Genomic DNA, 24997 nt, shown 5'->3' with positions numbered 1-24997 from the left:
GTAGCGTGAAAAGGGTGAATGACTATCCCAGCAGGGAGAGCACATTGGCGATCTTGTTGTCGAGTTCGGCCCACTCGGCGACAGGCTCGGAACCGGCGACAATGCCGGCACCGGCAAACAGGGTGACGCTGCCCGGCTGAATGCGGGCGCTGCGAATGGCGACCGAGAACTCGGAAGTCTCCCGACTCAGCATGCCGCAGGCACCGGCGTACCAGCCCCGATCGTAGGGTTCGAACTCGCGAATAAAGGTGAGCGCTGCCTCGCGCGGAGCGCCGCCCACCGCCGGCGTCGGGTGGAGGGCGTCGAGCAACTGCCAGTCGCAGACCCCGGGCTTGAGCTCGGCTTCGATATCGCACTTGAGATGCTGCAGCAGCCGCAGTTTGAGAATGCGTGGCTCGGTCAGGGTGGCATCGTGGGTCAGTGGCGCCAGACGGCTCAGGATGTCGGCATGTACCAGCCGGTTCTCCAGCCGGTTCTTGCTGTCGGCCAGCAGCTCGGCGGCCAGTTGGGCATCCACCTCTTCATCGCCGGAGCGGCGAATGGTGCCCGCCAGCGCCTCGGTAAAGAGGTGGCGATCTTCCCGGCGGTAGAGCCGCTCGGGAGAGCAGGCGATAAAGGCCTGCTCGGGGGAGAATTGAAAACCGAAGTGGAAGCAGTCCTGGGCGTGGCGGGCCCACTGGTCGAGCATGGCCCAGGGATTGATATCCGCATCATGGTTCGGACTGGTCAGCACGCTCTCCCGCGACAGCACCACCTTGGGAGTGTGGGCCTGAAAATCGGAGGCGGTGACGCGCTCCACCAGCGTCTGCCACTGGGCGGGGCCGGGGCAATCCTGTCGCTGCCAGGGCTGCTTTTGCAGGGCGGGCAGCGGGGCTTCCGGGCGCAGGGCATCGAGGGCGGCTTCGGCCGCCTGCAGTTCGGCCTCGAGATTGTTTTCATCCAGCCAGAGGTTGAGGCAGAGACTGACGCACTCACCACGGCGCACCAGCTCGATGCGGGGCAGCACGAAACGGCAGGGGCCAAACCCTTGCCAGCCGGACTGGGCCGGATCGAACGCCAGTCCACCATAGTAGCGAGGGCTGTCGTCATGATGCTGGTTGGCTGTGTTAGTGCACACCTGCTTGATGGCGTGCGGTTCGGTCAGTTCATGGATGGCGCCTAGCGCGACATACTCGGGACGAGCCTCTCCACGGGCCTGCCAGTAGATGCGGGGATAGAGGGTTTGCGCCGCGAGCCAGCCCAGAAAGGAGCGGATTTCGATCGCCACTCGCAACCGTACGAAGCCGCTGACGTTGCTGTGACGCAGGGCGTCCAGTTGTTGCTTGATATGGGTCTGAGCCAACATGGATTCTTGTCTGAGCCGGGTAGTAACGAGCGATCCGGTAGCTGGATGCCGTAGGTTTATGCCAAAGGGCGATGATTTCCTATATATTATCTGCCCATTCGTCCATGTAAATCGCCCGCGGGAGCTTCACTCTCCGGGGCCAAGTATACCCAAATCCGGTTCGATAACCCTTAACACGATCAATATCCGATTGTTTGGCCATCACAAAATGACAAATACCTTCTCTGTTTGGTTGCTGGCGGCGCGTTTGCGAACATTGCCGCTCGCCTGCTCTTCCATCCTGCTGGGCTCGGGGCTGGCTGCCAGTCGTGGTGCCTTCGATGGCACCATCATGGCGCTCTCTCTGCTGACCGCCATCCTGCTGCAGATCCTCTCCAATCTGGCCAACGATTACGGCGATGCGGTCTCCGGCGCCGACAACGGCGAGCGGATCGGCCCGCAGCGGGCGGTGGTCTCCGGTCTTATCACCAAAAAGCAGATGTGCGTGGCGATGGGGCTGACTGCGCTGGCGGCGGTGGCCAGTGGCCTGCTGCTGCTGGGCTGTGCCTTCGGCGGTCAGTGGCTGCAGATTTTGGCATTTGTGGTGCTGGGTGGTGCGGCCATTGTCGCGGCGGTGACCTACACGGTCGGCAAGACCCCTTACGGCTATCGCGGGTTTGGCGATATCTCTGTGTTCCTCTTCTTCGGCCTGCTCGGGGTGCTCGGCTCCTACTACCTCTTCACCAAGACGCTGGAGTGGGATCTGCTATTGCCTGCCACCGCCTGTGGCCTGCTGGCCACCGCCGTGCTCAATATCAACAATGTGCGCGACATTGAGACCGACGCCGCTAGTGGCAAGATCACCCTGGCGGTGCGCCTTGGCCGCAATCGCGCCATCGCCTATCACTGGGTACTGCTGGGGGCAGCGCTGCTGGCGACCATCGCCTTTATCCTGATCCAGCCCGCCAGTTTCTGGCCATGGATCTTCCTGCCCGCCATGAAGCCTCTCAGCGATGCGGCCAAGACTCTTCGCGAAAGCTACGATGGCGAGGTGCTGACCGGTTCCCTCAAGAAGACCGCCATCAGCGCGTTTCTGTTCAGCCTGCTGCTCTCCATCGGGTTAGCGCTCTCCTGACAGCTGGTCGCAGCTCGCCAAGGCGAACAATAAAAAGGGCTCCCGAGATGGGAGCCCTTTTGGGTTTTGGCCGGTTTAGCTGGCGCGCGCCACCCTGAGGGGGCGGCGGGAGAAAATCAGGGTATCCAGCAGCCAGATGGCGCCCATGGAGGCGCCCACCAGCGGAAAGGCGATCCCCAGCAGGATCAGCAGGGCGATGGCACCGCGCATCGGCGGCAATTTGGCGGGTAGTGGCGGCGCGGCGAGACGGCCCTGCGGACGGCGGCACCACCAGATCCACAGACCACTCACAGCGCTGGCCAGCACCATCAGGCAGATGAGCAGCATGGCGAGCTGGTGGGGCCAGCCGTAGAGCTTGCCCATGTGCAGCATGACGCCGCTCTCCACTGTCTTGGCGACCAGGCCGTAATCCTGCCAGCGCACATCGGCCAACACCTTGCCGCTGTATTGATCGATATGCAGGGTGGCGTCGTTGCGCGGATCGTCGGCAAACAGGGCGATGGTGTAGACGCCGTTGTCGCCGACCGGCGGGGTGATGCTGTAACCCGGTTGGACTCCCCGCTCATGGGCGATCTCGACCACCCGTTGCAGCGCAATGCGCTGGCTTGCCATCACCACTCCCTCGTGCTCGCCGTGGTTCATGGCACCGTGATCGTGCCCCTCATCAACCGGCTGCGAGCTGGGCATGGGGGTGTTCTCCACCGCCCAGGGAACCGTCTGCTCATGGGCCTGATTCAGGCTGCGAGCCAGCGGTGCCGATTTGGGTACCTCGTTCCACATAGCGGCGGGGAAGCGGTTCCAGACCGCGGCAAACTGATCGCCCCAGAAGCCGGTCCAGGTCATGCCGCTCAGCAACAACAGCAGCAGGAAACCGGCGCCCCAGAAGCCGATAACAGCGTGCAGATCCCGCCACCAGAGGCGGCCACGCTGGCTCACTCTGGGCCAGAGAATACCGCCCACGCCAGGCCCCTTGCGCGGCCACCAGAGATAGAGTCCGCTCAGCAGCAACACCAGCCCCCAGCCGGCAGCCAGCTCGATCAGCCTATCTCCGGTGGTGCCGAGCAGCAGGTCGGCGTGCAGGGAGCGAGCCACCGCTTGCAGATTCCACTTGTTATCCATGGTGCCGAGCAGGGCACCGCTGGCGGGATCCATAAACAGGGTCAGCTCCTGTTCACCCCGATTGACGATGAACTGAGCGCTCTGATCGGGTGCGACAGGCGGCAGGTATTTACGCAGGCTGGCATCGGGCATGGTCATCATCGCCTTGGCCAGCAGCTGGTCGGCACTCAGTGTCTGGCTGGCGGGGGTGGCCTTCATCAGCTCTGGGTACATCAGGTTGTCGAGCTGGGGTTTGAACAGATAGACGATCCCGGTCAGTGACAGCAGGATCAGGAAAGGGGCGACAAAGAGACCGGCGTAGAAGTGCCAGCGCCAGATCCGTTGGTAATGACTCGAGTCCCTGTTTTTCATTGCACATCCTTGTTGGGGTGCCAAACCTTTCGGCAGGTGGAATGTTTGTGGCGGCGCGGATAATAGCAGTAACGTTTCGTTAACTGCAATCACACATCTTGAGATCGGTTCGGTGCGGGATGTCGGTAACATGAGGTGCCAACGGTTTGCCGGATAGGATGAGCACGCTTTGGGAAAAGCCTGTTTGCTGCTGGACTTTTCCTTATAAATTATTACCTTGTGGTAACAATTTGCAGGCGATGGTGGTGGTAACGGAATGGGAGCAGTCATGCAGCCACATGGGCAATTTGACATGGAGCGCAGGGGCCAGATGCTGATCTGCCGCCCGAGTGGCCCCTTCAATCTGGCTGGTGCCATGGCCTATGAGGCGCGCTTTCGTCACGAACTGGCCGGATTGATGGATGGCCCTTGGGGGATTGTCGAGGTCGCGACCGAGTTTGAAGCGGCCGGGCCCGAGGTGCTGGCCCGTTTTCGTCGCCAGTTTGGCTGGTGTGCCGAGAGTGGCTGCCAGTTTCTGGCGGTGGTCCTGGTGGGGGGCTTCAAGCGCTATCTGGCGGATAACATCTTCAAGGGATTGCCCTTTCGGGCGGTATGTTACTTCGAGCAGGAGGGGGCTGCCATTCGCTGGCTGGAGCAGGAGCTATCGCTCTGCGCAGTGAGCCGCTCAATTTAACCGAGATTGATAAACCACTTGTCCCGCTCGTCGATGCAGTCGGGTTCCCCCATCTCGAATTCACGGCAGATCAACGGCCGTACCTCGTAGATACGGCACATCATGGTGTTGCGGTCGAGGGCGGCGCACCAGCCATCGTCCAGCCGGCGCATGACCGGTATCTCGCCTTCCCGTTCCAGTACATAACGGTCCGGCACGCCAGTATCGGTAAAGAGCATCACTTCGAGGCGGCAGCAGCAGGCTTCGCAGTTCTGGCAGCTCACATCGGTCTGGATTGCTTGGGTCATGGGGCCTGTCTTGCCGCATGGCGGCATCGGAGATATGAAACAGGCGCCTGTCAGGCGCCTGTGGTCTGGCTAAAGGCTTGCAAAAACCTTAGCCCAGTTTGCGGGCGCGGTAGCTGCGACCCTTGATCTTGCCTTCCTGCAACCGCTTAAGGGCGGCGCTCGCCACGCTGCGCTTCACCGCGACGTAGGAGTACTGCTCGGAGATCTGGATCTTGCCCACGTCGGCGCCGGCAATGCCGCCTTCACCGGTCAGGGCACCCAGAATGTCACCGGCCCGCACCTTGGTCTTGCGGCCTGCATCGATGGAGAGGGTCACCATCTGCGGGGCGATCGGCTTGATGTCGCGGCCTATGCTGTCGAGATCACCCAGCGGCATCGGAGCCTGCTGGTACTCTTCGATAAAGTTGACGCGCTGGGCCTCGTTCGGCTGATAGAGGCTCAGGGCCAGACCCTGCTGGCCGGCACGGCCGGTACGGCCGATGCGATGCACGTGCACTTCCGGATCATAGGTCAGCTCGTAGTTGATGACGGCGCCCAGCTCCTTGATGTCGAGGCCGCGGGCCGCCACATCGGTGGCCACCAGAATGGTGGCGCTGCCGTTGGCAAAGCGCACCAGCACCTGATCCCGCTCGCGCTGTTCCAGATCGCCGTTCAGCGCCAGCGCCGAGAAGCCCTTGGCAGCCAGATGGTCGGCCACGTCGTTACAGGCGCGCTTGGTGTTGCAGAACACCACGCAGGAGCTTGGCTGGTAGTGGCTCAGCAACCAGGTGAGGGCGTCGAGGCGCTGGCCGGCAGGCACTTCGTAGAGCTTCTGTTCGATGGCGCTCCCCTCGTGCAGGGACTCCACGCTCACCTCGACCGGATTGCGCTGCACGCCGCGGCTCATCTGGGCGATCCCTTCCGGATAGGTCGCGGAGAAGAGCAGGGTCTGACGCTGCTGGGGGGCATAGCTGATGACCCGGTTGATATCTTCGCCAAAGCCCATGTCCAGCATGCGATCCGCTTCATCCAGCACCAGCGTCTTGAGGCCGGATAGCTCCAGCGTGCCTTGCTCCAGATGCTTGAGAATACGACCCGGGGTGCCGACGGCAATGTGGGCACCAAAGCTCAGGGTGGCGGACTGCGGTGCGGTCGGGGTGCCGCCGCACAGGGTGACCAGCTTGACGTTGGGCAGGGCGCGCGCCAGACGACGGATCTCCTGAGCCACTTGATCCGCCAGTTCTCGGGTCGGGCAGAGTACCAGTGCCTGCACTTCGAGGCGGTTGACGTTGAGCTTGGCCAGCAGGCCGAGACCGAAGGCGGCGGTCTTGCCGCTGCCGGTTTTTGCCTTGGCGATCAGGTCTTTGCCATCGAGTACCAGGGGCAGGCTCTGGGCCTGGATCGGGGTCATTTGCAGGTAACCCAGGCTGGTGAGGTTCTCTTGCAGGGCGGGGGAGAGATTGAGGCTGCTAAATTCGCTGTTATTCACAAAAGGACTCTATTTCGGAGAAAACGGGGATGCGCGAGCGCTAAGGCTGCGCATCATACCAGAATGTGACACCGGATGTGGCGGATTTTTGAACGGTCAGCGGTGGGGGAACATATGGGGTCATTTGTTGCCAGATTGGTTGTGAGCAATATGTGAAAGGATATCGGGGTAATTATTCAAACATGCATGTAATTATTTATTGAGGATAAACGTTTGCTATTTCTGTTGTTTAAATATAATGATTGAAAAATATTCAATTGGCGAGTGCGGCATTAAATATAATGTTGCGAAAATGATGTCGAGATATTTTGGAGGGCCGTAAAAATGCCATTTTAATTGTGTAATATCATGTTTTTTAATGAATTTGTCGTCGTCAAAGTTGTGCGATTAATATCAGGTTGTTGCGTAATTAATTTAAAAACGTTTGTATTATCCTGCATGCATATTATTACACGGGATTGTGATGACTCTCTGATTTTTAAATGTGCAAATGTCTATGATGGCGCCGGTCGAAAATTACAATTCACTCAGGTGCTACAGGTATGGAATACGTTCACTTTGTGCTCGGACTGGTTATGGTCCTCGCTCTTTCTCTGCTGGCTAACCGCCACAACTGGAGACAGATCAAGCTGCGTTATATCGGCCAACTGCTGGTGGTCGAACTGGCGCTGGCCTGGTTCATGTTGAACTCGGAAGTGGGTCTGGCTGTAGTAGGTGGCTTTGCCGCTGGCTTCACCAAGCTGATGGAGTTTGCCAAGCAGGGAACCGACTTCGTATTTGGCGGCATGATGAATGAAGGTTCATTTACCTTCTTCCTGATGGTGTTGATGCCCATTGTCTTCATCTCCGTACTAATCGGTATTCTGCAGTATATCCGCCTGCTGCCGCTGGTTATCCGCGGTATCGGCACCGTGCTGGCCAAGATCAACGGCATGGGCAAGCTGGAGTCCTTCAACGCCATCAGCTCGATGATCGTCGGTCAATCCGAGAACTTCATCGCGCTCAAGAAGATCCTGCCGCACCTGAACGAGAAGCAGATGTACACCCTGGCGGCAACGGCCATGTCCACCGTCTCCATGTCCATCGTCGGTGCCTACATGCAGCTGATCGAGCCGCGTTACGTGGTGGCTGCGCTGGTGCTCAACATGTTCAGCACCTTTGTCGTGCTGTCGCTGATCAACCCCTACGAGCCGGACAATACCGTGACCGATGCCAAGGCGCTGGCCGAGGGCGACGAGCACCATACGCCGAAGAGAGAGAACTTCTTCGAGATGCTGGGCGAGTACATCATGGCCGGTTTTTCCGTGGCCGTTATCGTGGCGGCCATGCTGGTGGGCTTTATCGCCCTGATTGCCCTGGTCAACTACCTGTTCGAGCTGGCGTTTGGTGTCAACTTCCAGTACGTCATGGGCTACCTCTTCTATCCAATCGCCTGGATCCTGGGTATTCCGAGTGGTGAAGCGCTGCAAGCGGGTTCCATCATGGCGACCAAGCTGGTGACCAACGAGTTCGTGGCCATGATGGATCTGGGCAAGATTGCTGCCGAGCTCTCCCCGCGTACCGTCGGCATCCTCTCCATCTTCATGGTCTCTTTCGCCAACTTCAGCTCCATCGGCATCATCGCCGGTGCAGTAAAAGCGCTGAACGAAGAGAAAGGCAACATGGTTTCGCGCTTCGGTCTGAAGCTGGTCTACGGTTCAACTCTGGTCAGCCTGCTCTCTGCTGTTATCGCAGGCATCATGATCTGATCCTCTAGTGGCATCTGCCACGGTTTGAGCCCCTGACCTCGTCAGGGGCTTTTTTATTTCTGGCTTACAGGCGCCAGCCGCACCACCAGCCGGCAACCAGCAGGGTGAGGGTGCAAAAGCCGGTTTCGATGGCGCCGCCACTGCGCAGCGGCCAGCCCGGCAGGCGGTAACGGCGCTTGATGGGCCAGAAGAGCGGAATGCCCGCCGGGGTGAGCCAGTCCCCCAGCAGATGGCTGAGGTAGCCGACGATCAGGGCATCCTTGACCCCCATGGGCAAGGTGTCCGGCGGCAGGCTCTGGTTCAGCCCCCAGACGGCGGCGGCGACCGCCAGCAGACTGTGGGTGAAACCGCGATGGCCGAACAGCCGCGACAGAGGTTTCGAGATCCACGGCAGTCGCTGCCCCAGCACAGATTTGGGGTGGTCGAGGTCGGGCAACAGGGCGCTGGCCAGCGCGGCAGGGATGGTTTGCCACAAGCTGGCATCGGCCAGGGCCGGAGTGAGCTGCAGTTTGTGGGCGATCAGGGTGCAGGTAACGGAGAAGAGCAGGTGCCCTTGGGCGGTCATGATGATTACGGCGTAGATAAGATGGCGGCGCATCTTACCAGTGTTGCAGCCCGTTGCAGCAAAAAAGCGGGGCTGGCGGGTCGACCCGCTCAATCGTTGCGCGCGTCTTCCACTCTGGCGTCGGCAGGCACCCGTTTTTTGCCCACTATCATGGCACGCAGCAGGTCGCTGCGAGTGAGGCGGTCGGTCAGGATCACCACGGTTGCATGGATGCCAACAGCGACCATCAGGGTGTTGGCAATGATACCGTGCAGTTCCTCCAGCCAATTTTCACCCCAGAAGGCATCCCAGGTGGTGAGCCAGCCAGTGATGACTGTGCCAATCAGTGAGAGTAGCAGCAGCCAGATCATCAGTGCTCCGAGCGGGTTGTGGCCGAGGTAGTAGGGGTGGTGCCCACGGGCCAGCTGGAGAAGGTAGTGGCGGACCCGAGCCGGTGTCGGCCACCACTGGCCGAAGCGAGCGTAATGGGAACCGACAATCCCCCACAGCAGGCGGATGATGAGCAGGACTCCTACTGCGTAGCCGGCATATTTGTGGGGCTTGCTTCCCTCTTCCAGTACGAAGAAATTGAGCAGGCAGAGGGTGACGGTCGCCCAGTGGAACACCCGGATGAGGGGATCCCACACTTTCACTTCAGATGAGGTTGTCATGGCAAGACTCCATGGAGGGGCCACCAGAGCGGCCCGTCACTGCGTTATTCGTCGATCTCTTCTTTTACTTTCTTCAGATCGGTCGGGTCGAAGTAGATCTCGACCTTGCGCTTCTCCTTGTCCCAGCCGTAGATCTCGTAGCAGTTGGTTTTGGTGACCTTGAACTTTTTGATGTCGTAGCCCATCGCCTTGATCTGCTGCTGGGCGTCGGCCTCGCTCAGCCACTTGCTTTGGTCGGTCTGGGTGCATTGGGGATCAGCCAGGGCTGCGCCGCTCAAAAGGGGGATCAGTAACAACAGGGGGGTCAGTTTCATTGCTTGCTCCTTGCGGTTGATGTTGCAACAGCGACAAGGTTAGGCGGCAAGACTTAAGAGAGCGTTAAGAGGGATAAGAGATTTTCCCCAGCTTGCGCCGGGGAGAGGCTTATTCAAGCTTGCCTTTGACCAGCCACTTGTCGAGGGCGTTGGCAAAACGCTGTTTGTCGGCGGCATTGAAGGGGGCCGGGCCGCCGGTCTGCACGCCGGCTGAACGCAGCTCTTCCATAAAGTTGCGCATGCCGAGCCGCGCCTTGATGGTCTCGCGGGTGTAGATCTCGCCACGGGGGTTGAGCGCCTCGCCGCCGGCATCGATCACCCAGGAGGCGAGGGGGATGTCACCGGTGATCACCAGATCGCCAGGCTGAACCTGCTGGGCGATGACATGATCTGCCACATCGAATCCCTTCTCCACCTGCTGGGTTTTGATGAAAGGCGAGGGGGGCACCCGCAATCCCTGATTGGCCACCAGGGTGGTAACGACCTTGGCGCGGTGGGCGGCGCGGTAGAGGATCTCCTTGACCGGAATGGGGCAAGCATCGGCATCAACCCAGATGGGCATGGCATGGTTTCCTGTAGTGAAAGCGGATAGAAAACGAGAGCGGGCATCTTAACACAGGCCTCCCCTTCCCGGCGCGGGGCTGAGTCGGCCCCGCCTTTCGTGTAAGCTGGGGCCAGCACATGAAACGAGAAGGAGACGAGATGGATCGGGTGCCTGGTGAAGTGATTTATGCCCTGACCCTGGATGGCAAGGGTGGCATGGCGCCGCTGACGGCGGGAAGCGAAGTTCCGGCGGCGCATCCCGGCTGGCTGCATCTGGATTACGGCAATCCCGATTCGGCGCGCTGGCTGTTACAGACCCCCTTGCTCAGCGAGGCGGCAAGGGAGTCGCTGCTCGGCCAGAGCAATCGTCCCAAGCTGGTGCGGATGGGGGAGACGGTGCTGCTGATCCTGCGTGGCATCAACCACAACAAGGATCACAGGCCCGAAGAGATGGTGGCGCTGCGTATCTTCATCACCCCGGATCTCATAATCAGCAGCCGTCGTCGTCCGCTGCTCTCCGAGCAGGATGTCTTCAACCAGCTCAAGCTGGGTGGTGGCGCCGATACCCCGGCCGACTGGCTGGTGGAGATTTGCGATGCCCTGACCGATCGGGCGGGGGAGTTTGTCGAGGAGCTGCACGACAAGATCCTCGATCTGGAGGAGATGGTGCTGATGCGCGACCTGCCCGCCAATGGTCGGCTGGCGTTGATCCGCAAGCAGCTCATCATGATCCGCCGCTACCTCTCGCCACAGCGGGATCTGGTGGCGCGGCTCGCCAACGAGAAGATCAGCTGGCTGGATGAAGATGACCGGCGGCGTCTGCTCGATATCGCCGACCGGCTGCGGCGTTGGCTGGACGATCTGGATGCCGGGGTCGCGCGTACCGCCGTGCTGGCCGACGAGATAAACAATCTGATGGCGGAGGCGACCAACCGCCGCGCCTACCAGATGTCGGTGATGGCGCTGCTCTTTTTGCCTGCCAGCTTCCTGACCGGTCTGTTTGGCATCAACCTCGGCGGTATTCCCGGGGCCGAGAATCCGACCGCCTTCTGGGTCTTCTGTGGTTCGCTGGTGGCGCTGGCCAGCGGGCTGGCTATCTGGCTCAAGCATCGGCGCTGGTGGTAAGGAGGCATAACCCATGTGGCAATCAATTGGTCTGACCCTGCTGCTGTTGCTGGGTCATACCCTTATTCGGCGGCTTATTCACAAGAGTCTGCTGGCGCTCGGTCAGAGTCGGCAGGTGAGCGAGAACCGGGTGCTCTACGTGGCCCATGTGTTCCACTTCCTGCTCGGCTGCGCTACCTTGCTGGTGCTGGCCGGAGTGTGGGGGCTCGATTTCTCCCGATTGGTGGTGCTCGCGTCCTCCTTCTTTGCGGTACTGGGGGTCGCCATGGTGGCCCAGTGGTCGATCCTCTCCAACATCACCGCCAGCATCACCATCTTCTTCGCTTTCCCCTACAAGATTGGCGACCGGATCCGCATCCTCGACAAGGATGATTCGGTCACCGGCGTCATCACCGAGATTGGCCTCTTCTATGTGCGGGTGCGTGATGACAACGGCGATCTGGTCACCTATCCGGCCAACCTGATCCTGCAAAAGCCGGTCAGAAAGCTGGAGGGCAAGGTGGTGGAACCGCTGCAGCCGGAATAGAAAGTAACCGGAATAAGAAAAGGCTCCTCTGGAGCCTTTTTGCTGTGTGGCAGGTGCCGACGGTACGTCGCGAAGACGCCCATCCGTTGAACCTTACTTCGACAGGAACAGGCTATTGTAGATGCTTGCTGCGGCCACAATAGCCAGAACGGGTCAACAGTTGGCTCTGCTGCTAGATCTCCTGTTGTGCAACATCTGCCTGTGGCTTGTGTTGCCAGATTGCCCCGAGCAGCAACTTGAGCAGCAGTCCGGGCGGGTTGTCCAGCAGCTTGCCGGACTCCAGCAGCAGCTGACCATCGGCGCGAAACCCGAGGCTGGCATCAATAGTGCCATCCTCTGAGACCACCTGGATCAAACCATTGAGGGCAGAGCGCTCACCGGGTTGACAGCGCAGCCGCAACTGGCGGGGCTCCCCCAGCAGAGTGAAGGCGCGGCTCAGCGGGGGGGAGTCTTCATAATCGGGCCAGTTGAAGAAGTGATACTGCTCGGCCAGGGCGCCAGCCTGCTGGCAGAACTGGTCGAACAGCTGACCGATTGCCTGATACTCCTGATCGAGTCGTCTTGCCTGCTCTTCAATCCGTTTCATTGTTTACTCCTTGTCTATCCACTTGATCAGACATTGCTTTTCTGACCCCGTGACTGCCGCTTTCCAGATATGAGGCCAAATGGCCGCGAGGTCTGTGAGCCGGATCGAAGTTTCAGTCTGAAAACGTTATCTTGTTGAAACTGGATGGTTTTTTTGCCCTGTCGCTCACATTTGAATCGATTGCCGCTGATTAATATGGCACCGCCTGGCAATGACCGGGTGCTCGACTATCGAGACTAACTACAGCGGGAATTATAAAAATATGGATATGAAAAAGACCAAAGTGGCGCTGGTAACAGCCTCACTGCTCGCGCTTTTGTCTGGCTGTAATGGCAACAGCACATCTACTTCTACACCTGAACCTTCTGACGGACCTGTCGCTCGACTGCCCAAAATGGATCCCCCAAAGGAGCTGCTGCAAGCAGGCCCCAACGAGGTAGTCATTGCGCTGGTGGACACCCAGGCGGCAGCCAAGAGTGCCAAGACACCGTTTGACAGCCACAGCCTGCATCTTTGGAATAACGATGCCTGCAATGCAACGGCAGATAGCGGCCTGAACAGCGGGTGGGATGACAAGAGCAAGACACCTGCCACTGCCGACAACTTTGGTCCGGCCTGGGTCGTACCGCTCAGCAAGGTGGAAGGGTGCATCAACTTTATCGCTCGCAACGGCGATCTGGCCAACCTGACCGGCAGCGATATGAAGGTGATCTTCAGTGAGCACCCGGATCGCACCGTGGCCATCGTCGCGGGCAAGAAGGATCTGTTTGGCAGCCGTGCCGAAGCCTTTACCGCGGCCTTCGGCGTGGCGGGGGCCAGTGCCCATCTGATCGATGGTAATACCCTGATCTGGCAAGGGGGCAAGGACAAGCCTCACGTGCGCCTTTATTACACCGACTCGGGCACCATCAAGGCCAATGCCGATGGGGTGTTCGATTTCCCCTATATCAGCCTGACCGCGACCAGCCTGACTGCCGAGCAGCAGGCCAAATATCCGCACCTCAAGGATGCGGCTGCCTTCGCCCTGCCCGCCGGCAAGGACCTCAAGACCCTGCTCAAGGGTGAACTGGTGGCTATCGGCACCGATGCCGACGGTATCCTGCAGGGGGCGACCCTGGTGCAAAGTGCTGGTGCCCTTGATGCGCTCTATGCCCCAGAGGCGACCAAGCTCAGCTATGGCGCCGTGGTGGAGGGTAACCGGGTGACCTTCCGTCTCTGGGCGCCGACCGCCAAGTCGGTCAAGTTGGCCCTCTACAACGCCAGCCACCAGAAGAGTGGCGAGGTGGCCATGACCTTCGACAGCGCCAGCGGTAGCTGGAGTTACGAAGGGGGAAGCGAGCTGATCGGCCAGTTCTACCGCTACGACATGGAGGTCTACCATCCGCTGAGCCGCAAGGTCGAGCACTACGAGGTGACCGACCCCTATTCGCTCAGCCTCGCGATGAACTCCGAGTTCAGTCAGGTGGTGGATCTCGACGATCCGGCCCTGAAACCGGAAGGGTGGGACAGCCTCAAGGCGCCCCACAGCCAGCAGAATCCCGCCGACATCACCATCTATGAAGCCCATGTCCGCGATCTGACCGGCAACGATGATTCCACCCCGGTGGAGCACCGTGGCAAGTTCCTCGGGCTGACCGACAGCGACAGCGTGCCCGTCACCCACCTGAAATCCCTGGCCAAGAGCGGCGTCAGCCACCTGCACCTGCTGCCGGTGTTCGACATCGCCACCGTCAACGAGGATCCGGCCAAGGTGGCCAACATCGGCGATGACTTCAGCAAGCTGTGCGAGGTCAATCCCGAGGTCAAGAACTCCCGGTTTGCCAGCCACTGTGGTGGTGGCGAGACCATTGAAGCCGTGCTCGGTGAGCTGCAAGCCAGCGACAGCAAGGAGGACCCTGTGGTGCAGGAGCTGTACGGCTATCTGCGCGGCGTAGACTCCTTCAACTGGGGTTATGATCCCTACCACTACACCACGCCGGAAGGCTCCTACGCTACCAACGCCGAGGGCACCCAACGTATTCTGGAGTTCCGCGAGATGGTCAAGGCCATCAAGCAGAACATCGGTATGAACGTGGTGATGGACGTGGTCTACAACCACACCAACGAATCCGGGCTCGGCCCCAAATCGGTGCTCGACAAGATAGTGCCCTGGTACTATCAGCGCCTCAATCCGGAGACCGGCTCGGTGGAGAACTCCACCTGCTGCTCCAACACGGCGCCGGAACACGCCATGTTTGCCAAGCTGATGGATGACTCCCTGGTCACCTGGGCGCGCGACTACAAGATCGACGCCTTCCGCTTCGACCTGATGGGCCACCATCCGAAAGATCAGATGGTGCAGGCGCTGGCCGCGGTGAAGAAGGTCAATCCCGAGATGTACTTCTACGGCGAGGGGTGGAACTTCGGCGAAGTGCAGGATGACAAGCGCTTCGTGCAGGCTACCCAGAAGCATCTGGGTGGTACCGGTATCGGCTCCTTCTCCGACCGCTTGCGCGATGCGGTGCGCGGCGGCAGTCCGTTCGACGGTGGCGATACCATTCGCAAGACCCAGGGCTTTGGCAACGGTGCCTTCGTCGATCCTAACGAAATGAGCAAGGTGGATCTGGCGACGGCCTTGCACCAGTCCGATCTGGTGCGGCTCGGCATGGCGGGCAACCTCAAGGAGTTCGTGCTGACCGACAAGGATGGCATGCCGAAGAAAGGCGCCGAGATTGACTACAACGGTCAGCCTGCCGGTTATGCCCAGGATCCGGTGGAAGTGCAGAACTATGTCGACAAGCACGACAACCAGACCCTGTTCGACAACCTGATCTACAAGGCACCTGCCGGAGCCGATCTGGTACGGATGCAGGGAGTATCGCTGGCGACCGCCATGCTGGGTCAGGGCATTCCCTTCACCCACGCCGGTGTCGAGCTGCTGCGTTCCAAATCCATGGAGCGGGACAGTTATGACTCGGGCGACTGGTACAACAAGGTCGACTACACCCTGGGCGACAACAACTTCGACAAGGGGTTGCCGCGCAAGGACAAGGATGGCGACAACTATCCACTGATTGAGCAGGTGCTCGGCAAGCATGCCAAGCCGGGCTCGGCCGAGATGGCGCAGATGGTGAGCTTCTATCAGGAGCTGGCGGAGCTGCGCAACTCCTCCCGCCTGCTGCGTCTGGGCAGCGGCGCCGAGGTGATCAAGCGGGTCGATTTTCGCAATACTGGCCCGGATCAGGTGCCCGGCCTTATCGTCATGACGGTGGATGATGGCGTCAGTGCCGGGGCAGATCTGGATCCGGCCATCGATGGTCTGGTCGTGATGATCAACGCCAGCAACCAGAGCCAGAGCATCGGCGACTTCCGTGACGGCAACGATCAGCCGATCGATCTGAGCGGTATGGTGCTCAGCAGCAAGCATCGCGCAGTCGGCAGCATCGCTAGCGGCGCCGCCTATGACAACGGCCAGCTGACGCTGGGGGCCTGGTCTGCTGCCGTGTTCGTCAAGCCGCAGTCTGGCGCACAGGGCATAGGTTTGCCGGTCAGCAAGAAGACCGACCTGAGCACGCTGCCACCGTTTGGCAACACCGCCGTTTATCTGAAGGGGTTCCTCGGTGAATGGGGTGAGACCAACCAGATGACCTTCAGTAGCAACTTCATGTATGAATTCACCACGGAAGTACAGGCTGACAAGCTGGGCTCAACCGAGGTGAAGATTGCAGATGCCAGCTGGGGGCCGGTCAACTACGGCAGCTGCAACGCCGGTGACAAGCTGGTGGTCGGCACTCCGCTGACCCTTTGCAAGGGTGGGGATACCGGCAACATCGGGCTCGATCTGGCCAAGGCGGGCAGCTACAAGTTCGTGTTTACCGCCATGAACAAGGACAAGCCCACCCTGAGCGTCAGCTTCACCGAGCCGGTGCAGAGCTGCAAGGTACTGGACACGGTGGCGGGCAATCCGCTCGGCTACAACCTGTTCGTCAAGGGTGAGCTCTCCGGCTGGGCCGCTCAGCCCCAGTACCAGTTGAGCTACAAGGGGATGGACGGCGATCTCGCCATCTATCAGGCAGCCTTCAACTACACAGGCAGCACCGAGTTCAAGGTCGCCAACGAGGACTGGAGCAAGGAGTACCTGCTCAACGGTGGCGGTGCGCTGAAGGCGGAGACGGGCTACCCGTTCGCCTTCTCCGAGGCCGGCAGTGCCAACAACAGCATCACATTGCCGCAAGGGCTGTGGAGTGTGTTGGTGAAGGTTGACCCGGCTGGCGTCAAGGCAGGTACTGCCGTCATTCAGGAGTGCAGTGCCAAGTAAGCAACCCATTGAGTCCGGGGGATGGCTCGGCGTCCCCGGGTTGAATTCCACCTTGCCAAGGGTGGGATAACTCCGAGAGAGTAAGCAAAGCGCGACTGCCGGCCGGCAGGCGCGCTTTTTCTTTTCCGTAACCGGCTGAAACCAAAGCCGCCCGGATGGGGCGGCATTGGTTATTTCATGATGTCTGGCTGTGCGGGATTAGCGCTTGCGTAGCAGACGCAAGGCGTTGGCAGTCACCAGCGCGGTGGCGCCGGTATCGGCCAGCACCGCAATCCACAGGCCGGTGATGCCGAGCAGGCTGGTGACCAGGAAGATGGCTTTGAGCCCCAGCGCCAGCGCTATGTTCTGGTGGATGTTGGCCAGTGCCGCGCGGGAGAGCCGGATCATGGCTGCGACCCCGCCGAGCTGGTTGTGGGTCAGCGCCGCATCGGCGGTCTCCAGCGCCACGTCGGTGCCGCCCCCCATGGCGATGCCGATGCTGGCCCGCTTCATGGCCGGTGCGTCGTTGATGCCGTCGCCGATCATTGCGACCTTTTGCGTCAGACCGAGCTTGGCGATCTCATCGACCTTGCCCTCCGGCAGCAGGCCGGCACGCCAGCCCATGCCGAGCTCACCGGCGATGGCCTCGGCGGCGCGGGGGTTGTCGCCGGTCAGCATGATGCTCTGCAGACCGAGCTGGTTGAGCTCTTGCAGTGCCGCAGCAGCTTCCGGCCGGATCTGGTCGCGCAGGGCCAGCAGGGCGGCCGGCAGAGCCTGGTCGCCGACGCTCTGGCAGAGCACCACAACGGTCTTGCCCTGCCGCTCCAGCGAAGCAATCCGGGTTTGCTGTTCCACATTCAGGGTCGCCACTCGGCTCGGTGCCAGAAGTTGCCACAGTTCACCGTTGATGCGTCCTTCAACCCCCATGCCCGGCAGGGCGCGAAGGTCGCGGGCGTCGGCCAGAGTCAGCCCCTGCTCGTTGGCGGCGGCGACCACGGCGCGGGCCAGCGGGTGGTGGGAGCCCTGCTCGATGGCAGCCGCCAGTGCCAGCAACTCGGCCTCCGGTTGGCCATTGAGGCTCACCAGCTCGGTCAGTTGCGGCTTGCCCAGAGTCAGGGTGCCGGTCTTGTCAAAGGCGACGGTGTCGATATGGGCCAATCGCTCCAGTGCGGCCCCGCCCTTGATTAGCGCCCCCTGACGGGTGGCGGCGGCCAGCGCCGAGGTAACCGCTGCCGGGGTGGAGATGACCAGTGCGCAGGGGCAACCGATCAGCAGCAACGCCAGCCCGCGATAGATCCACTCGTCCCAGCTCTGGCCGAAGGCAAGGGGTGGCACCAGCACCACCAGCAGGGCGACCAGCATCATGGCCGGGGTATACCAGCGGCTGAAGCGGTCGATAAAGCGCTCGATGGGGGCGCGCTGGCTCTCCGCTTCCTCGATGAGGTGGAGAATGCGGTCGATGGCATTATTGCCGGGCTCGGACACCACCTCAAGGCGTAGCACCCGATCGGCCGCCAGACTGCCGGCAGGCACCTTGTCACCCTGACGGCGTTCCACCGGGATGGATTCACCGGTCAGGGCGCTTTCGTCAAACGCACCGAGCTCATCGAGCAGGCGGGCGTCGGCAGGTAGACGGGCACCCGGGGCGATTTCGATGATATCGCCGGGATGCAGCTCATCGGCAGCTACCTCTTCCCGCACCTCGCCCTCGGCAGTGGTACGGATCCGCAGCGCCTTGTCAGGCACCAGCGCCATCAGGGCTGTGACCCCGGCACGGGCGCGTCCGGCGGCGTAGGCCTCCAGATGTTCACCCAGCATAAAGAGCAGCAGCACCATGGCCGCTTCGGCGGTCTCGCCGAGAAACAGGGCCCCCACGGCGGCCACCGTCATTAAGGTCTCGATGGCGAAGGGGGAGCCGCTTTTGGTCAGCGCCCACGCCTTGCGGGAGATAGGCCACAGCCCCCAGAGGGTCGCCAGGGTAAAGAGTGGCTGACCGAGCTCTTTCGGCAGCAGGGCGGCGACCAGCATCAGGCCGGCCAGTGACAGGGGCTGCCAATATTTGCCCAAAAAGTGACTGGGCTCCTTGCCGAACAGGTTGCCTAGCAGGGTCGGTTGTGACGCTTGCTCGCGGCCAGCTGCCTGCTTGCCAGCACTTTCCCCCTTGAGCTGGAAACCGGCGGCCAGCACAGCGGCGGTGACGGGGTCGGGGGAGAGGCCTGGGGCCAGATCCACCACCAGCTTCTCGGTGGCAAACAGCACGCGTGCCTGCTGCACGCCGCTCACCCGGCTGACGGCTGTCTCTATCTTGCGGGCGCAGCTGGGGCAATCCATCCCCAGCACCTGCCAGCTGTGGCGACTGTTGCTTTGTTCTGGCGCCACCAGCGGGTCGGCTGGTGGCATATCGTGCTGATATTCATCTTCATGCTCATGATCGTGAGCCGGCGATAAGGGGGCGCTGCAGCACGTTTGAGTGTGGCAACTTCCTCGGGGAGGCTCTTCATCCCCGGGTGATCCATTACCGTCACGGGATGGGTGCTCATTAGGCGTCGGGGTTGAGCAGCCACTGACGGGAGTGGTGTTGTCGCAGCAGTGGCTATCGTGGTGATGTTCACTCTGGCCGGTGGTCGCCTTGCTGACGGCCTTGATGGGGGCGACATGCTGATGATTGCAGCAGGATTTGCTCATGATGAGTCCCTCTTGATGGATCCCGCCCCTGCGAGATCCCTGATTACTGAGGGGAAGTCTAAACCTTGGTGTTAAGTCCAAGGTCAACCCCTTTATATCCCTTGTCTTCGCGGGTGTTTGTCTGGTCCCGCCGCCCCTATACTGATCACCCGGATTTTTACTACACCAATAAAGGACATAACACATGAGCAACTCAGTCACTCTGCAAGGCAACCCGGTTTCCGTCGCTGGTCACTTCCCGGTCGCCGGTGAGCAAGCCAAGCCCTTCTCTCTGGTGGCCAAGGATCTCTCCGACGTGACCCTGGCAAGCTTTGCCGGTCAGCGCAAAATCCTGAACATCTTCCCGAGCGTCGATACCCCAACCTGCGCGACCTCTGTGCGCAAGTTCAACGAGCAGGCCAGCGCGCTGGAGAACACAGTCGTGCTGTGCATCTCCGCCGATCTGCCGTTCGCCCAGTCCCGCTTCTGCGGCGCCGAAGGTCTGGACAAGGTAGTGACCCTCTCCACCCTGCGCGGTGCGGCCTTCATGGAAGATTATGGCGTTGCTTTCTCTTCTGGTCCGCTGGTCGGTCTGACCGCTCGCGCCATCGTGGTGCTGGATGGTGACAACAAGGTGCTGCATAGCGAGCTGGTCGCCGAAGTGGCCGACGAGCCGAACTACGCTGCTGCGCTGGCCGTGCTATAAGGCTGCAAGCCATAAAAAATCCCGCTTCGGCGGGATTTTTTATGCGGGAATTGTCCGTTCAGGGCGTAGCTGGCGGGGTGGTCGCCGGTTCAGCCTTGGCGGTTGGGGAGGGTTGCCACTCCACATAGGGGCGGTGGATCTTCTCGTAGATCTCGGCCAGTTTGCCGCTGGCTGCCAGCTGGTCGATGGCGTTGCGGAGAAATTCGTCCATCTCGTCACCCGCCTCCCCCTTCTGGATGATGAAGACATCTTCGAAATCACCGAAGAATTCCCGGCGAACATTGGTCAGCCCCAGATGTTTCAGCATCAGGTCGGCCTCTTCTTGCGCCCAGACAAAGGCGTCGATACGACCCCGAGATAGCTTGCGCAGTGACTGTTCGATACTCATCGATCGCTGCACCGGGAAGGGCATATAGTCGGGAACGGCCTCGATCAGCAGATCCCGTTTGGTGGGCACTATGCCGTAGGCCATATCTGTGGTGACCGGATAGGCGGTATTGCTGTAAATCACATGGGCAACCTTGCCAAAACTGCGGGTGCTGAAGCGATAAGCCAGCATATCGATATCCTTGAGGTTGCGGATGGCGGGCAGCCCCAGATCAGCCTTGCCGGAGATCACCCCAGCCATGGCACGGGCGATGGGGTAGATGGTGATCTTGATGGTCACATCGGGGTAGAGATCATCGATGGCGTGCACCAGGTCGACAAAGGGGCCTGTCTTGTCGGCATTGATCAGCCCAGGCAGCTCGCCAAGGTGGGCATTGAGGATGCGCACAGGTTTAGACGGCTCGGGGGGGCGTCGTTTTCCGGAGTCTGCGACAGGCCGAGAGTCGCGCTGCCGAGCAGGGTGACCACGAGCAGCAGAAGGGGGATGTGTCTGGTCATGACGTGTCTCTCTTGGTGATGGGTCAGCTAAAGTGTAGTCAGACCGTCGCCAGCGCCCCTCGGCCAGGCCATCATGGATAGGGTTTTACTTCTCGGCCCCCGCTCACTAGACTTCGCCTCCCACTTCTTTGTTGACGTAGCGCCATGACCTTTAGCGAACTTGCCCTCCATCCCGCTCTGCTTGCCTCTTTGCCCGCCACCTTGCAGACGCCGACCCGCATCCAGCAGCTGGCCATTCCGGCGGCGCTGGCGGGGCAGGATCTGCTGGCGCTGGCCCAGACCGGCAGCGGCAAGACGCTGGCGTTTGGCTTGCCGCTGCTGCAACGGCTGGATCCTGCCTCCAGCCAGGTGCAGGGTCTGGTGCTGGTGCCAACCCGCGAGCTGGCGATTCAGGTCACTGCCGCGCTAAAAGAGGGCGCCGAGGCGCTGGGGTTGCGCATCGTGACGTTGTGTGGTGGCGTTGCGCAGGAGCGGCAACAGGCCGAGCTAGCGCTGGGGCCACAGCTGCTGGTGGCGACGCCGGGGCGGCTGCGGGATCTGCTGACCCAGCAACTGTTGGGGCTGGATGGTTTGCAACTGCTGGTGCTGGATGAAGCGGATCGCTTGCTGGAGATGGGCTTTGCTCCCGACATCAAGGCGCTGCTCGGCTTTATTCCGGCGGATCGCCAGACCCTGCTCTTCTCCGCCACCTTGCCTGCCGAGCTGGAGGCGCTGGCCAACGGCCTGCTGCGCGAGCCAACCCGTATCGAGGCCAACCCCCTCAACAGCGTGGTGAACGAGATCGAAGAGCGGCTCTATCTGGTCAACAAGAGCAGCAAGGTACCGGCGCTTATCAGCTTGCTCAAGGAGCAGGCGTGGCCGCAGGTGCTGGTCTTTATCAGTGTGCGGGATGATGCCGACGGGGTTGCCAGAAAGCTGGCAAAGGCGGGCATTGCGGTGGCCGCCCTTCATGGCGAGAAGGAGCAGGCGGTGCGCGAGCAGGCGCTCGGCGATTTCAAAGAGGGCAAAATTCGGGTGCTGGTGGCCACCGACCTGATGGCGCGCGGCATCCATGTGGAGGCGCTGCCGGTGGTGATCAATCTGGACTTGCCCGCCAGCGCCCCTGTCTATGTACACCGCCTCGGTCGTACCGCCCGGGCTGGCCGCGATGGGTTGGCCATTTCGCTGGTCTGCCATGGCGAGAGTAACATGCTGCAAGCTATCCGCACCCTGACCGGCCGCGAGCTGCCGTTGGGCGATCTGGCGGGATTCCCGGTCACCGACCAGCCTGCCAGCGGGGAGGGCAAACGCCCCCCTCGTGACAAGCAGGCCAATCGCCGTACCCAGGCCAAACGCAGCGTCAAGCAGTTCAAAGGCAAGACGCCGCGTAGTTGAACGTCAGGCTCTGGCCAGCGGATAGGTGAAGAGCGCCAGATGGGCAAGGTTGAAGGAAAAGTGGATCAGGATGGCGACGGAGAGTCGACCGCTAAGCTGGAATGCCAGACCGTAGCAGCAGCCAGCAAGAGTCGCAAATAGCGCCAGGAGTGGGCCCCCAGCCAGATGACCCGCACCAAACAGGGCAGCTGCTACCACTATGCCGATTAGGGGGCGGTAGCGCTCTGCCAGCCCTTGCTGGATCGCTCCACGAAACAGTGCCTCCTCCGCCACACAGGTGAACAGAAGGTTGTTCAAGGCGAACAACCACCACCAGTGAGGCAACCCCACCTCCGGTTTCAGTGCCCCCAACTGCCAGGCGATGAGCAGCAGAAGCCCTAGTGGCAGCAGCAACATGGCCAGCGGACGCCAGCGGATTGCGCCTCCCTTACCAAGCAGCGTCGGACAGGCCAGCAGCAGCCCAAAGAAGAGCAGTGGCTTGTCGAGGTTCAGATACATGTTGAATGGCACACTGGCGGGGCCTGCCAGTACCTGATCCAGCACCTTGAGATTGCTGAAACCGGGGATCAGGTGCAGGGTCAGTGCCACCGCCCATGCCAGCAGGGCTGACCATGCGAGGGGGCGGCTATGGCCGGAGAAGGTGGGCAGACGCCAGGCCAGCAGCAGGGCTGCCAGCGTCACCAGCAGTGCGGTCGTGGTGATGCGATCCAGCCAGAGCGCCAGCAGCAGAGCCACAGCAAGCAGCAGGAAACCTGGCAGGCGTTGGCGTGCCATACAGAGCAGGGTGGCCAGTGCCAGTGCTGCCCAGATCAGTATGTCAGGTAGGGGTAACATCGGAACTCCTCTGTAATAAAAGCGCTGCACCTTAGCAGGGGCGTTGGCGCAAAGGCAACCAGACCGGGTTATTTGGGTCAGCCTCCTATACTGAACTGGAGAGTAAAGAGAGGGATGGCGATGAAGCACTATGGCTGGTTGTTCTGTTGTTGGTGTGGATGGTTGTCATGCGCCCCCCTGTCGCTGGTAACCGGAGATTTTTCGCCCTATTCCGGGGCCGGGCTGCCTGATGGTGGGCAGAGCACCCGGCTGGTGACGACCCTGCTGCGCGAGGCTGGCTATGACGAGCTGAAGGTGGATTACCTGCCATGGAACCGGGGCTACGAGCTGGTTCGCAACGGCCTGGCATCCGCCACCTTCCCTTATGCCTGGACGCGTGAGCGAGCCAAGCTGTTCTATTACAGCGCCCCCATTCATATCGATCACCTCTCCTGGTTCACCTATCGTGGCAGTGATGCGGTACTCGATGGCAAGTGGCAGGGGTTGAGAGTCTGTATTCCTGCCAGCTGGAGCACCAGTCACGCAGATGAGGTGATTGCCCGTTTTTCATTGCGGCTCACTCGCCCCAAGAGTTTGGTGCAATGTCTGCAACTGCTTGAGCGGAAACGGGTTGATCTGATGCCGATGAATGATGCGGTGACGGCGGACGCCAGCATGCAGGTGTTCGGCGACCCAAACTATCTGCAACCGCTCCCCTATTTTCGCCAGCGGGATACCTTCTATTTGCTGGTGTCGCGCAAGATGCAAAATGGACGCGAACTGATAGAACGCTTCAACGAAGCCTTGGCTGCGGCACGTGCCAGTGGCCATTACGACCAACTGGTTCCCTGGGGACAGCCACGTCTGCTGCGCTGTGAGCAACCCTGAGTCAGAGCAGATTGGCACCAATTAAAAAGCCGGAGCAGTTGCTCCGGCTTTGTTCATTCAGGGACGCGATTAGCGGCCTGATTCGGCGATGACGCGGGCGATGATATCGGCGCGCTGGTTGGCATCCAGCTCACCCAGCGCGATCAAGCCAGCCTTGAAGATGACGTTCTTCGGCAGGCTGACATCATCCAGGGTGGTGATCGCTTCAACGTGCATGCCGTTCAGACGGCTGGCATCGCGCGGGCTCAGGTTGACCTGAGTGTTCAGCACCTGCTTGCCCTTCTTCTTGGGTTGGGCGGGTTTCTTCGGTTGATCCTGCTCGTCTTCCGGCAGCTCGTCATCAAAATCGTAAATAGACATAGTCAATCCTGTTGGTTTGGATGGTCGACCGCAGTGGCCGACCAGAATAAGCGAAACGGGGTCAATCAGCCCATATCCTCGTTGCGGATAAAGGCGCGCCAAGAGGTGAGCACCTGGGCAAAGTCTTCCAGCCCGCACATGGCCAGCTGTTCATCATCGTAGTAGGCGAGATCGTCGAGATCCTCGCCCAGTTCGATATTGAGGACGTTGGCTTTCACCTCCGCCTCTTCGTGGGTCAGCAGCAGGGAGTAATCCCCGCCGGTGAGCCGGTATTCGGTGCGACTCCGACTGGATAGCTGGTCGATGATGGCGAAGAGCTCGTCGATCTTCTCCTCATCTTTGCCCACTTCGTCGATCAGCCACTGGCCGATGGCTTCATGGCCCATGGAGAAGCGGGCGCGATAACCACCGAACGGGTCGCGGCGAAATTCATAATCCATAGCGCACTCCAAATCGGGGGGATGGGCCTGCACGAAGCCGTGGTGGCAGCACCAAATCCTGCTCCATGGCGGGCTCACATCGGGTAAAGTGGCCTATTCTAGCGATCCCCCTCTCGCTTGTCTTGATGATGTGGCATCTTTGCCCCGTAGCAGGCGCTTTCCTGCGGGTTGCCGAGT

Annotated in this window: 22 protein-coding genes and 1 pseudogene; 9 read left to right on the top strand and 14 right to left on the bottom strand. The window is 60.7% G+C overall.

Annotated elements, in window-relative coordinates; all coding sequences use genetic code 11:
* Positions 1 to 22: 22 nt before the first annotated feature.
* Positions 23 to 1345, bottom strand: a complete 1323-nt coding sequence (locus G5149_RS18440) for an isochorismate synthase (protein ID WP_421213275.1) — start codon at positions 1343 to 1345, stop codon at positions 23 to 25.
* A gap of 208 nt (positions 1346 to 1553) precedes the next feature.
* On the opposite strand from G5149_RS18440, the gene G5149_RS18435 reads away from it, so the two are divergent.
* A complete protein-coding gene (locus tag G5149_RS18435; RefSeq protein WP_005363134.1) occupies positions 1554 to 2459 on the top strand; it encodes a 1,4-dihydroxy-2-naphthoate polyprenyltransferase in 906 nt (301 codons plus the stop codon).
* 75 nt (positions 2460 to 2534) lie between these two features.
* Here the strand turns inward: G5149_RS18435 and G5149_RS18430 are convergent, their stop codons facing one another.
* Complete coding sequence (locus G5149_RS18430) at positions 2535 to 3929, bottom strand: PepSY-associated TM helix domain-containing protein (protein WP_421213274.1); 1395 nt, start codon at positions 3927 to 3929, stop codon at positions 2535 to 2537.
* A 268-nt stretch (positions 3930 to 4197) separates the two neighbouring features.
* Between G5149_RS18430 and G5149_RS18425 the strand changes: the two genes are divergently transcribed.
* Positions 4198 to 4602 (top strand): hypothetical protein, encoded by a 405-nt coding sequence (locus tag G5149_RS18425; protein WP_421213272.1) that lies wholly within the window; start codon positions 4198 to 4200, stop codon positions 4600 to 4602.
* Here the strand turns inward: G5149_RS18425 and G5149_RS18420 are convergent.
* A complete protein-coding gene (locus G5149_RS18420; RefSeq protein WP_216980058.1) occupies positions 4599 to 4889 on the bottom strand; it encodes a YkgJ family cysteine cluster protein in 291 nt (96 codons plus the stop codon). The two genes, G5149_RS18425 and G5149_RS18420, sit on opposite strands and share 4 nt — an antisense overlap.
* Positions 4890 to 4977: 88 nt before the next feature.
* The gene (gene dbpA / locus G5149_RS18415; RefSeq protein WP_005335919.1) at positions 4978 to 6357 is read right to left on the bottom strand and encodes an ATP-dependent RNA helicase DbpA; all 1380 of its coding nucleotides are present in this window, start codon (positions 6355 to 6357) and stop codon (positions 4978 to 4980) included.
* 542 nt (positions 6358 to 6899) lie between these two features.
* On the opposite strand from dbpA, the gene G5149_RS18410 reads away from it, so the two are divergent.
* Entirely contained in the window at positions 6900 to 8105 is a 1206-nt protein-coding gene (locus G5149_RS18410; protein WP_005341473.1) for a NupC/NupG family nucleoside CNT transporter, read from the top strand.
* Positions 8106 to 8169: 64 nt separating this feature from the next.
* On the opposite strand, the gene G5149_RS18405 is transcribed toward G5149_RS18410, so the two are convergent.
* The 4 genes from G5149_RS18405 to G5149_RS18390 form a co-directional block, all read right to left on the bottom strand.
* A complete protein-coding gene (locus G5149_RS18405) occupies positions 8170 to 8670 on the bottom strand; it encodes a metal-dependent hydrolase (RefSeq protein WP_041234360.1) in 501 nt (166 codons plus the stop codon).
* Between the two features lie 89 nt (positions 8671 to 8759).
* Positions 8760 to 9320 carry a cytochrome b/b6 domain-containing protein gene (locus G5149_RS18400; RefSeq protein WP_421213270.1) on the bottom strand — a complete coding sequence of 187 codons (561 nt, stop codon included), beginning with the start codon at positions 9318 to 9320 and terminating at the stop codon, positions 8760 to 8762.
* Between the two features lie 44 nt (positions 9321 to 9364).
* Positions 9365 to 9634 carry a PepSY domain-containing protein gene (locus G5149_RS18395; RefSeq protein WP_005341469.1) on the bottom strand — a complete coding sequence of 90 codons (270 nt, stop codon included), beginning with the start codon at positions 9632 to 9634 and terminating at the stop codon, positions 9365 to 9367.
* Positions 9635 to 9743: 109 nt separating this feature from the next.
* Positions 9744 to 10196, bottom strand: a complete 453-nt coding sequence (locus G5149_RS18390) for a YaiI/YqxD family protein (protein WP_421213268.1) — start codon at positions 10194 to 10196, stop codon at positions 9744 to 9746.
* 140 nt (positions 10197 to 10336) lie between these two features.
* Here G5149_RS18390 and zntB point away from each other — a divergent pair, with 140 nt between their 5' ends.
* Together zntB and G5149_RS18380 are read left to right on the top strand one after the other, a co-directional pair.
* Positions 10337 to 11302 (top strand): zinc transporter ZntB, encoded by a 966-nt coding sequence (zntB, locus tag G5149_RS18385; RefSeq protein ID WP_421213313.1) that lies wholly within the window; start codon positions 10337 to 10339, stop codon positions 11300 to 11302.
* Between the two features lie 13 nt (positions 11303 to 11315).
* Positions 11316 to 11828, top strand: coding sequence for a mechanosensitive ion channel domain-containing protein (locus G5149_RS18380; protein WP_005335914.1), 513 nt, complete (start codon positions 11316 to 11318; stop codon positions 11826 to 11828).
* A 172-nt stretch (positions 11829 to 12000) separates the two neighbouring features.
* Here G5149_RS18380 and G5149_RS18375 read toward each other — a convergent pair whose 3' ends face one another.
* Complete coding sequence (locus G5149_RS18375) at positions 12001 to 12414, bottom strand: hypothetical protein (protein ID WP_005341466.1); 414 nt, start codon at positions 12412 to 12414, stop codon at positions 12001 to 12003.
* 262 nt (positions 12415 to 12676) lie between these two features.
* Here G5149_RS18375 and pulA point away from each other — a divergent pair, with 262 nt between their 5' ends.
* Complete coding sequence (gene pulA, locus G5149_RS18370; protein WP_421213266.1) at positions 12677 to 16711, top strand: pullulanase-type alpha-1,6-glucosidase; 4035 nt, start codon at positions 12677 to 12679, stop codon at positions 16709 to 16711.
* Positions 16712 to 16909: 198 nt separating this feature from the next.
* Here pulA and G5149_RS18365 read toward each other — a convergent pair whose 3' ends face one another.
* A complete protein-coding gene (locus G5149_RS18365; protein WP_421213264.1) occupies positions 16910 to 19375 on the bottom strand; it encodes a zinc/cadmium/mercury/lead-transporting ATPase in 2466 nt (821 codons plus the stop codon).
* A 184-nt stretch (positions 19376 to 19559) separates the two neighbouring features.
* Between G5149_RS18365 and tpx the strand changes: the two genes are divergently transcribed.
* Entirely contained in the window at positions 19560 to 20060 is a 501-nt protein-coding gene (gene tpx / locus G5149_RS18360) for a thiol peroxidase (RefSeq protein ID WP_005341463.1), read from the top strand.
* 58 nt (positions 20061 to 20118) lie between these two features.
* On the opposite strand, the pseudogene G5149_RS18355 reads toward tpx, so the two are convergent.
* Positions 20119 to 20945: pseudogene (locus G5149_RS18355) on the bottom strand (ABC transporter substrate-binding protein).
* Between the two features lie 144 nt (positions 20946 to 21089).
* On the opposite strand from G5149_RS18355, the gene G5149_RS18350 reads away from it, so the two are divergent.
* Positions 21090 to 22319, top strand: coding sequence for a DEAD/DEAH box helicase (locus tag G5149_RS18350; RefSeq protein WP_421213262.1), 1230 nt, complete (start codon positions 21090 to 21092; stop codon positions 22317 to 22319).
* A gap of 3 nt (positions 22320 to 22322) precedes the next feature.
* Here the strand turns inward: G5149_RS18350 and G5149_RS18345 are convergent, their stop codons facing one another.
* A complete protein-coding gene (locus G5149_RS18345) occupies positions 22323 to 23153 on the bottom strand; it encodes a CPBP family intramembrane glutamic endopeptidase (RefSeq protein ID WP_337073200.1) in 831 nt (276 codons plus the stop codon).
* 162 nt (positions 23154 to 23315) lie between these two features.
* Here G5149_RS18345 and G5149_RS18340 point away from each other — a divergent pair, with 162 nt between their 5' ends.
* The gene (locus G5149_RS18340) at positions 23316 to 24020 is read left to right on the top strand and encodes a substrate-binding periplasmic protein (RefSeq protein WP_254204244.1); all 705 of its coding nucleotides are present in this window, start codon (positions 23316 to 23318) and stop codon (positions 24018 to 24020) included.
* A 69-nt stretch (positions 24021 to 24089) separates the two neighbouring features.
* On the opposite strand, the gene G5149_RS18335 is transcribed toward G5149_RS18340, so the two are convergent.
* Together G5149_RS18335 and G5149_RS18330 are read right to left on the bottom strand one after the other, a co-directional pair.
* The gene (locus G5149_RS18335; protein ID WP_041209062.1) at positions 24090 to 24380 is read right to left on the bottom strand and encodes a hypothetical protein; all 291 of its coding nucleotides are present in this window, start codon (positions 24378 to 24380) and stop codon (positions 24090 to 24092) included.
* A gap of 65 nt (positions 24381 to 24445) precedes the next feature.
* Entirely contained in the window at positions 24446 to 24820 is a 375-nt protein-coding gene (locus G5149_RS18330) for a YacL family protein (protein ID WP_033114030.1), read from the bottom strand.
* Positions 24821 to 24997: the final 177 nt, after the last annotated feature.

The organism is Aeromonas sp. 600479 (genome assembly GCF_049175515.1).
Taxonomy (GTDB): domain Bacteria; phylum Pseudomonadota; class Gammaproteobacteria; order Enterobacterales; family Aeromonadaceae; genus Aeromonas; species Aeromonas veronii_A.
Note: the sequence above shows the minus strand (reverse complement) of the source record. Positions and strands in the feature narration are given on the sequence as shown.

Excerpts from the sequence above, each read along its gene's own strand:
- G5149_RS18440 (WP_421213275.1), bottom strand. The coding sequence starts at position 1,345 with ATGTTGGCTCAGACCCATATCAAGCAACAACTGGACGCCCTGCGTCAC.
- G5149_RS18435 (WP_005363134.1), top strand. The coding sequence starts at position 1,554 with ATGACAAATACCTTCTCTGTTTGGTTGCTGGCGGCGCGTTTGCGAACA.
- G5149_RS18430 (WP_421213274.1), bottom strand. The coding sequence starts at position 3,929 with ATGAAAAACAGGGACTCGAGTCATTACCAACGGATCTGGCGCTGGCAC.
- G5149_RS18425 (WP_421213272.1), top strand. The coding sequence starts at position 4,198 with ATGCAGCCACATGGGCAATTTGACATGGAGCGCAGGGGCCAGATGCTG.
- G5149_RS18420 (WP_216980058.1), bottom strand. The coding sequence starts at position 4,889 with ATGACCCAAGCAATCCAGACCGATGTGAGCTGCCAGAACTGCGAAGCC.
- G5149_RS18410 (WP_005341473.1), top strand. The coding sequence starts at position 6,900 with ATGGAATACGTTCACTTTGTGCTCGGACTGGTTATGGTCCTCGCTCTT.
- G5149_RS18405 (WP_041234360.1), bottom strand. The coding sequence starts at position 8,670 with ATGACCGCCCAAGGGCACCTGCTCTTCTCCGTTACCTGCACCCTGATC.
- G5149_RS18400 (WP_421213270.1), bottom strand. The coding sequence starts at position 9,320 with ATGACAACCTCATCTGAAGTGAAAGTGTGGGATCCCCTCATCCGGGTG.
- G5149_RS18395 (WP_005341469.1), bottom strand. The coding sequence starts at position 9,634 with ATGAAACTGACCCCCCTGTTGTTACTGATCCCCCTTTTGAGCGGCGCA.
- G5149_RS18390 (WP_421213268.1), bottom strand. The coding sequence starts at position 10,196 with ATGCCCATCTGGGTTGATGCCGATGCTTGCCCCATTCCGGTCAAGGAG.
- zntB (WP_421213313.1), top strand. The coding sequence starts at position 10,337 with ATGGATCGGGTGCCTGGTGAAGTGATTTATGCCCTGACCCTGGATGGC.
- G5149_RS18380 (WP_005335914.1), top strand. The coding sequence starts at position 11,316 with ATGTGGCAATCAATTGGTCTGACCCTGCTGCTGTTGCTGGGTCATACC.
- G5149_RS18375 (WP_005341466.1), bottom strand. The coding sequence starts at position 12,414 with ATGAAACGGATTGAAGAGCAGGCAAGACGACTCGATCAGGAGTATCAG.
- pulA (WP_421213266.1), top strand. The coding sequence starts at position 12,677 with ATGGATATGAAAAAGACCAAAGTGGCGCTGGTAACAGCCTCACTGCTC.
- G5149_RS18365 (WP_421213264.1), bottom strand. The coding sequence starts at position 19,375 with ATGAGCAAATCCTGCTGCAATCATCAGCATGTCGCCCCCATCAAGGCC.
- tpx (WP_005341463.1), top strand. The coding sequence starts at position 19,560 with ATGAGCAACTCAGTCACTCTGCAAGGCAACCCGGTTTCCGTCGCTGGT.
- G5149_RS18350 (WP_421213262.1), top strand. The coding sequence starts at position 21,090 with ATGACCTTTAGCGAACTTGCCCTCCATCCCGCTCTGCTTGCCTCTTTG.
- G5149_RS18345 (WP_337073200.1), bottom strand. The coding sequence starts at position 23,153 with ATGTTACCCCTACCTGACATACTGATCTGGGCAGCACTGGCACTGGCC.
- G5149_RS18335 (WP_041209062.1), bottom strand. The coding sequence starts at position 24,380 with ATGTCTATTTACGATTTTGATGACGAGCTGCCGGAAGACGAGCAGGAT.
- G5149_RS18330 (WP_033114030.1), bottom strand. The coding sequence starts at position 24,820 with ATGGATTATGAATTTCGCCGCGACCCGTTCGGTGGTTATCGCGCCCGC.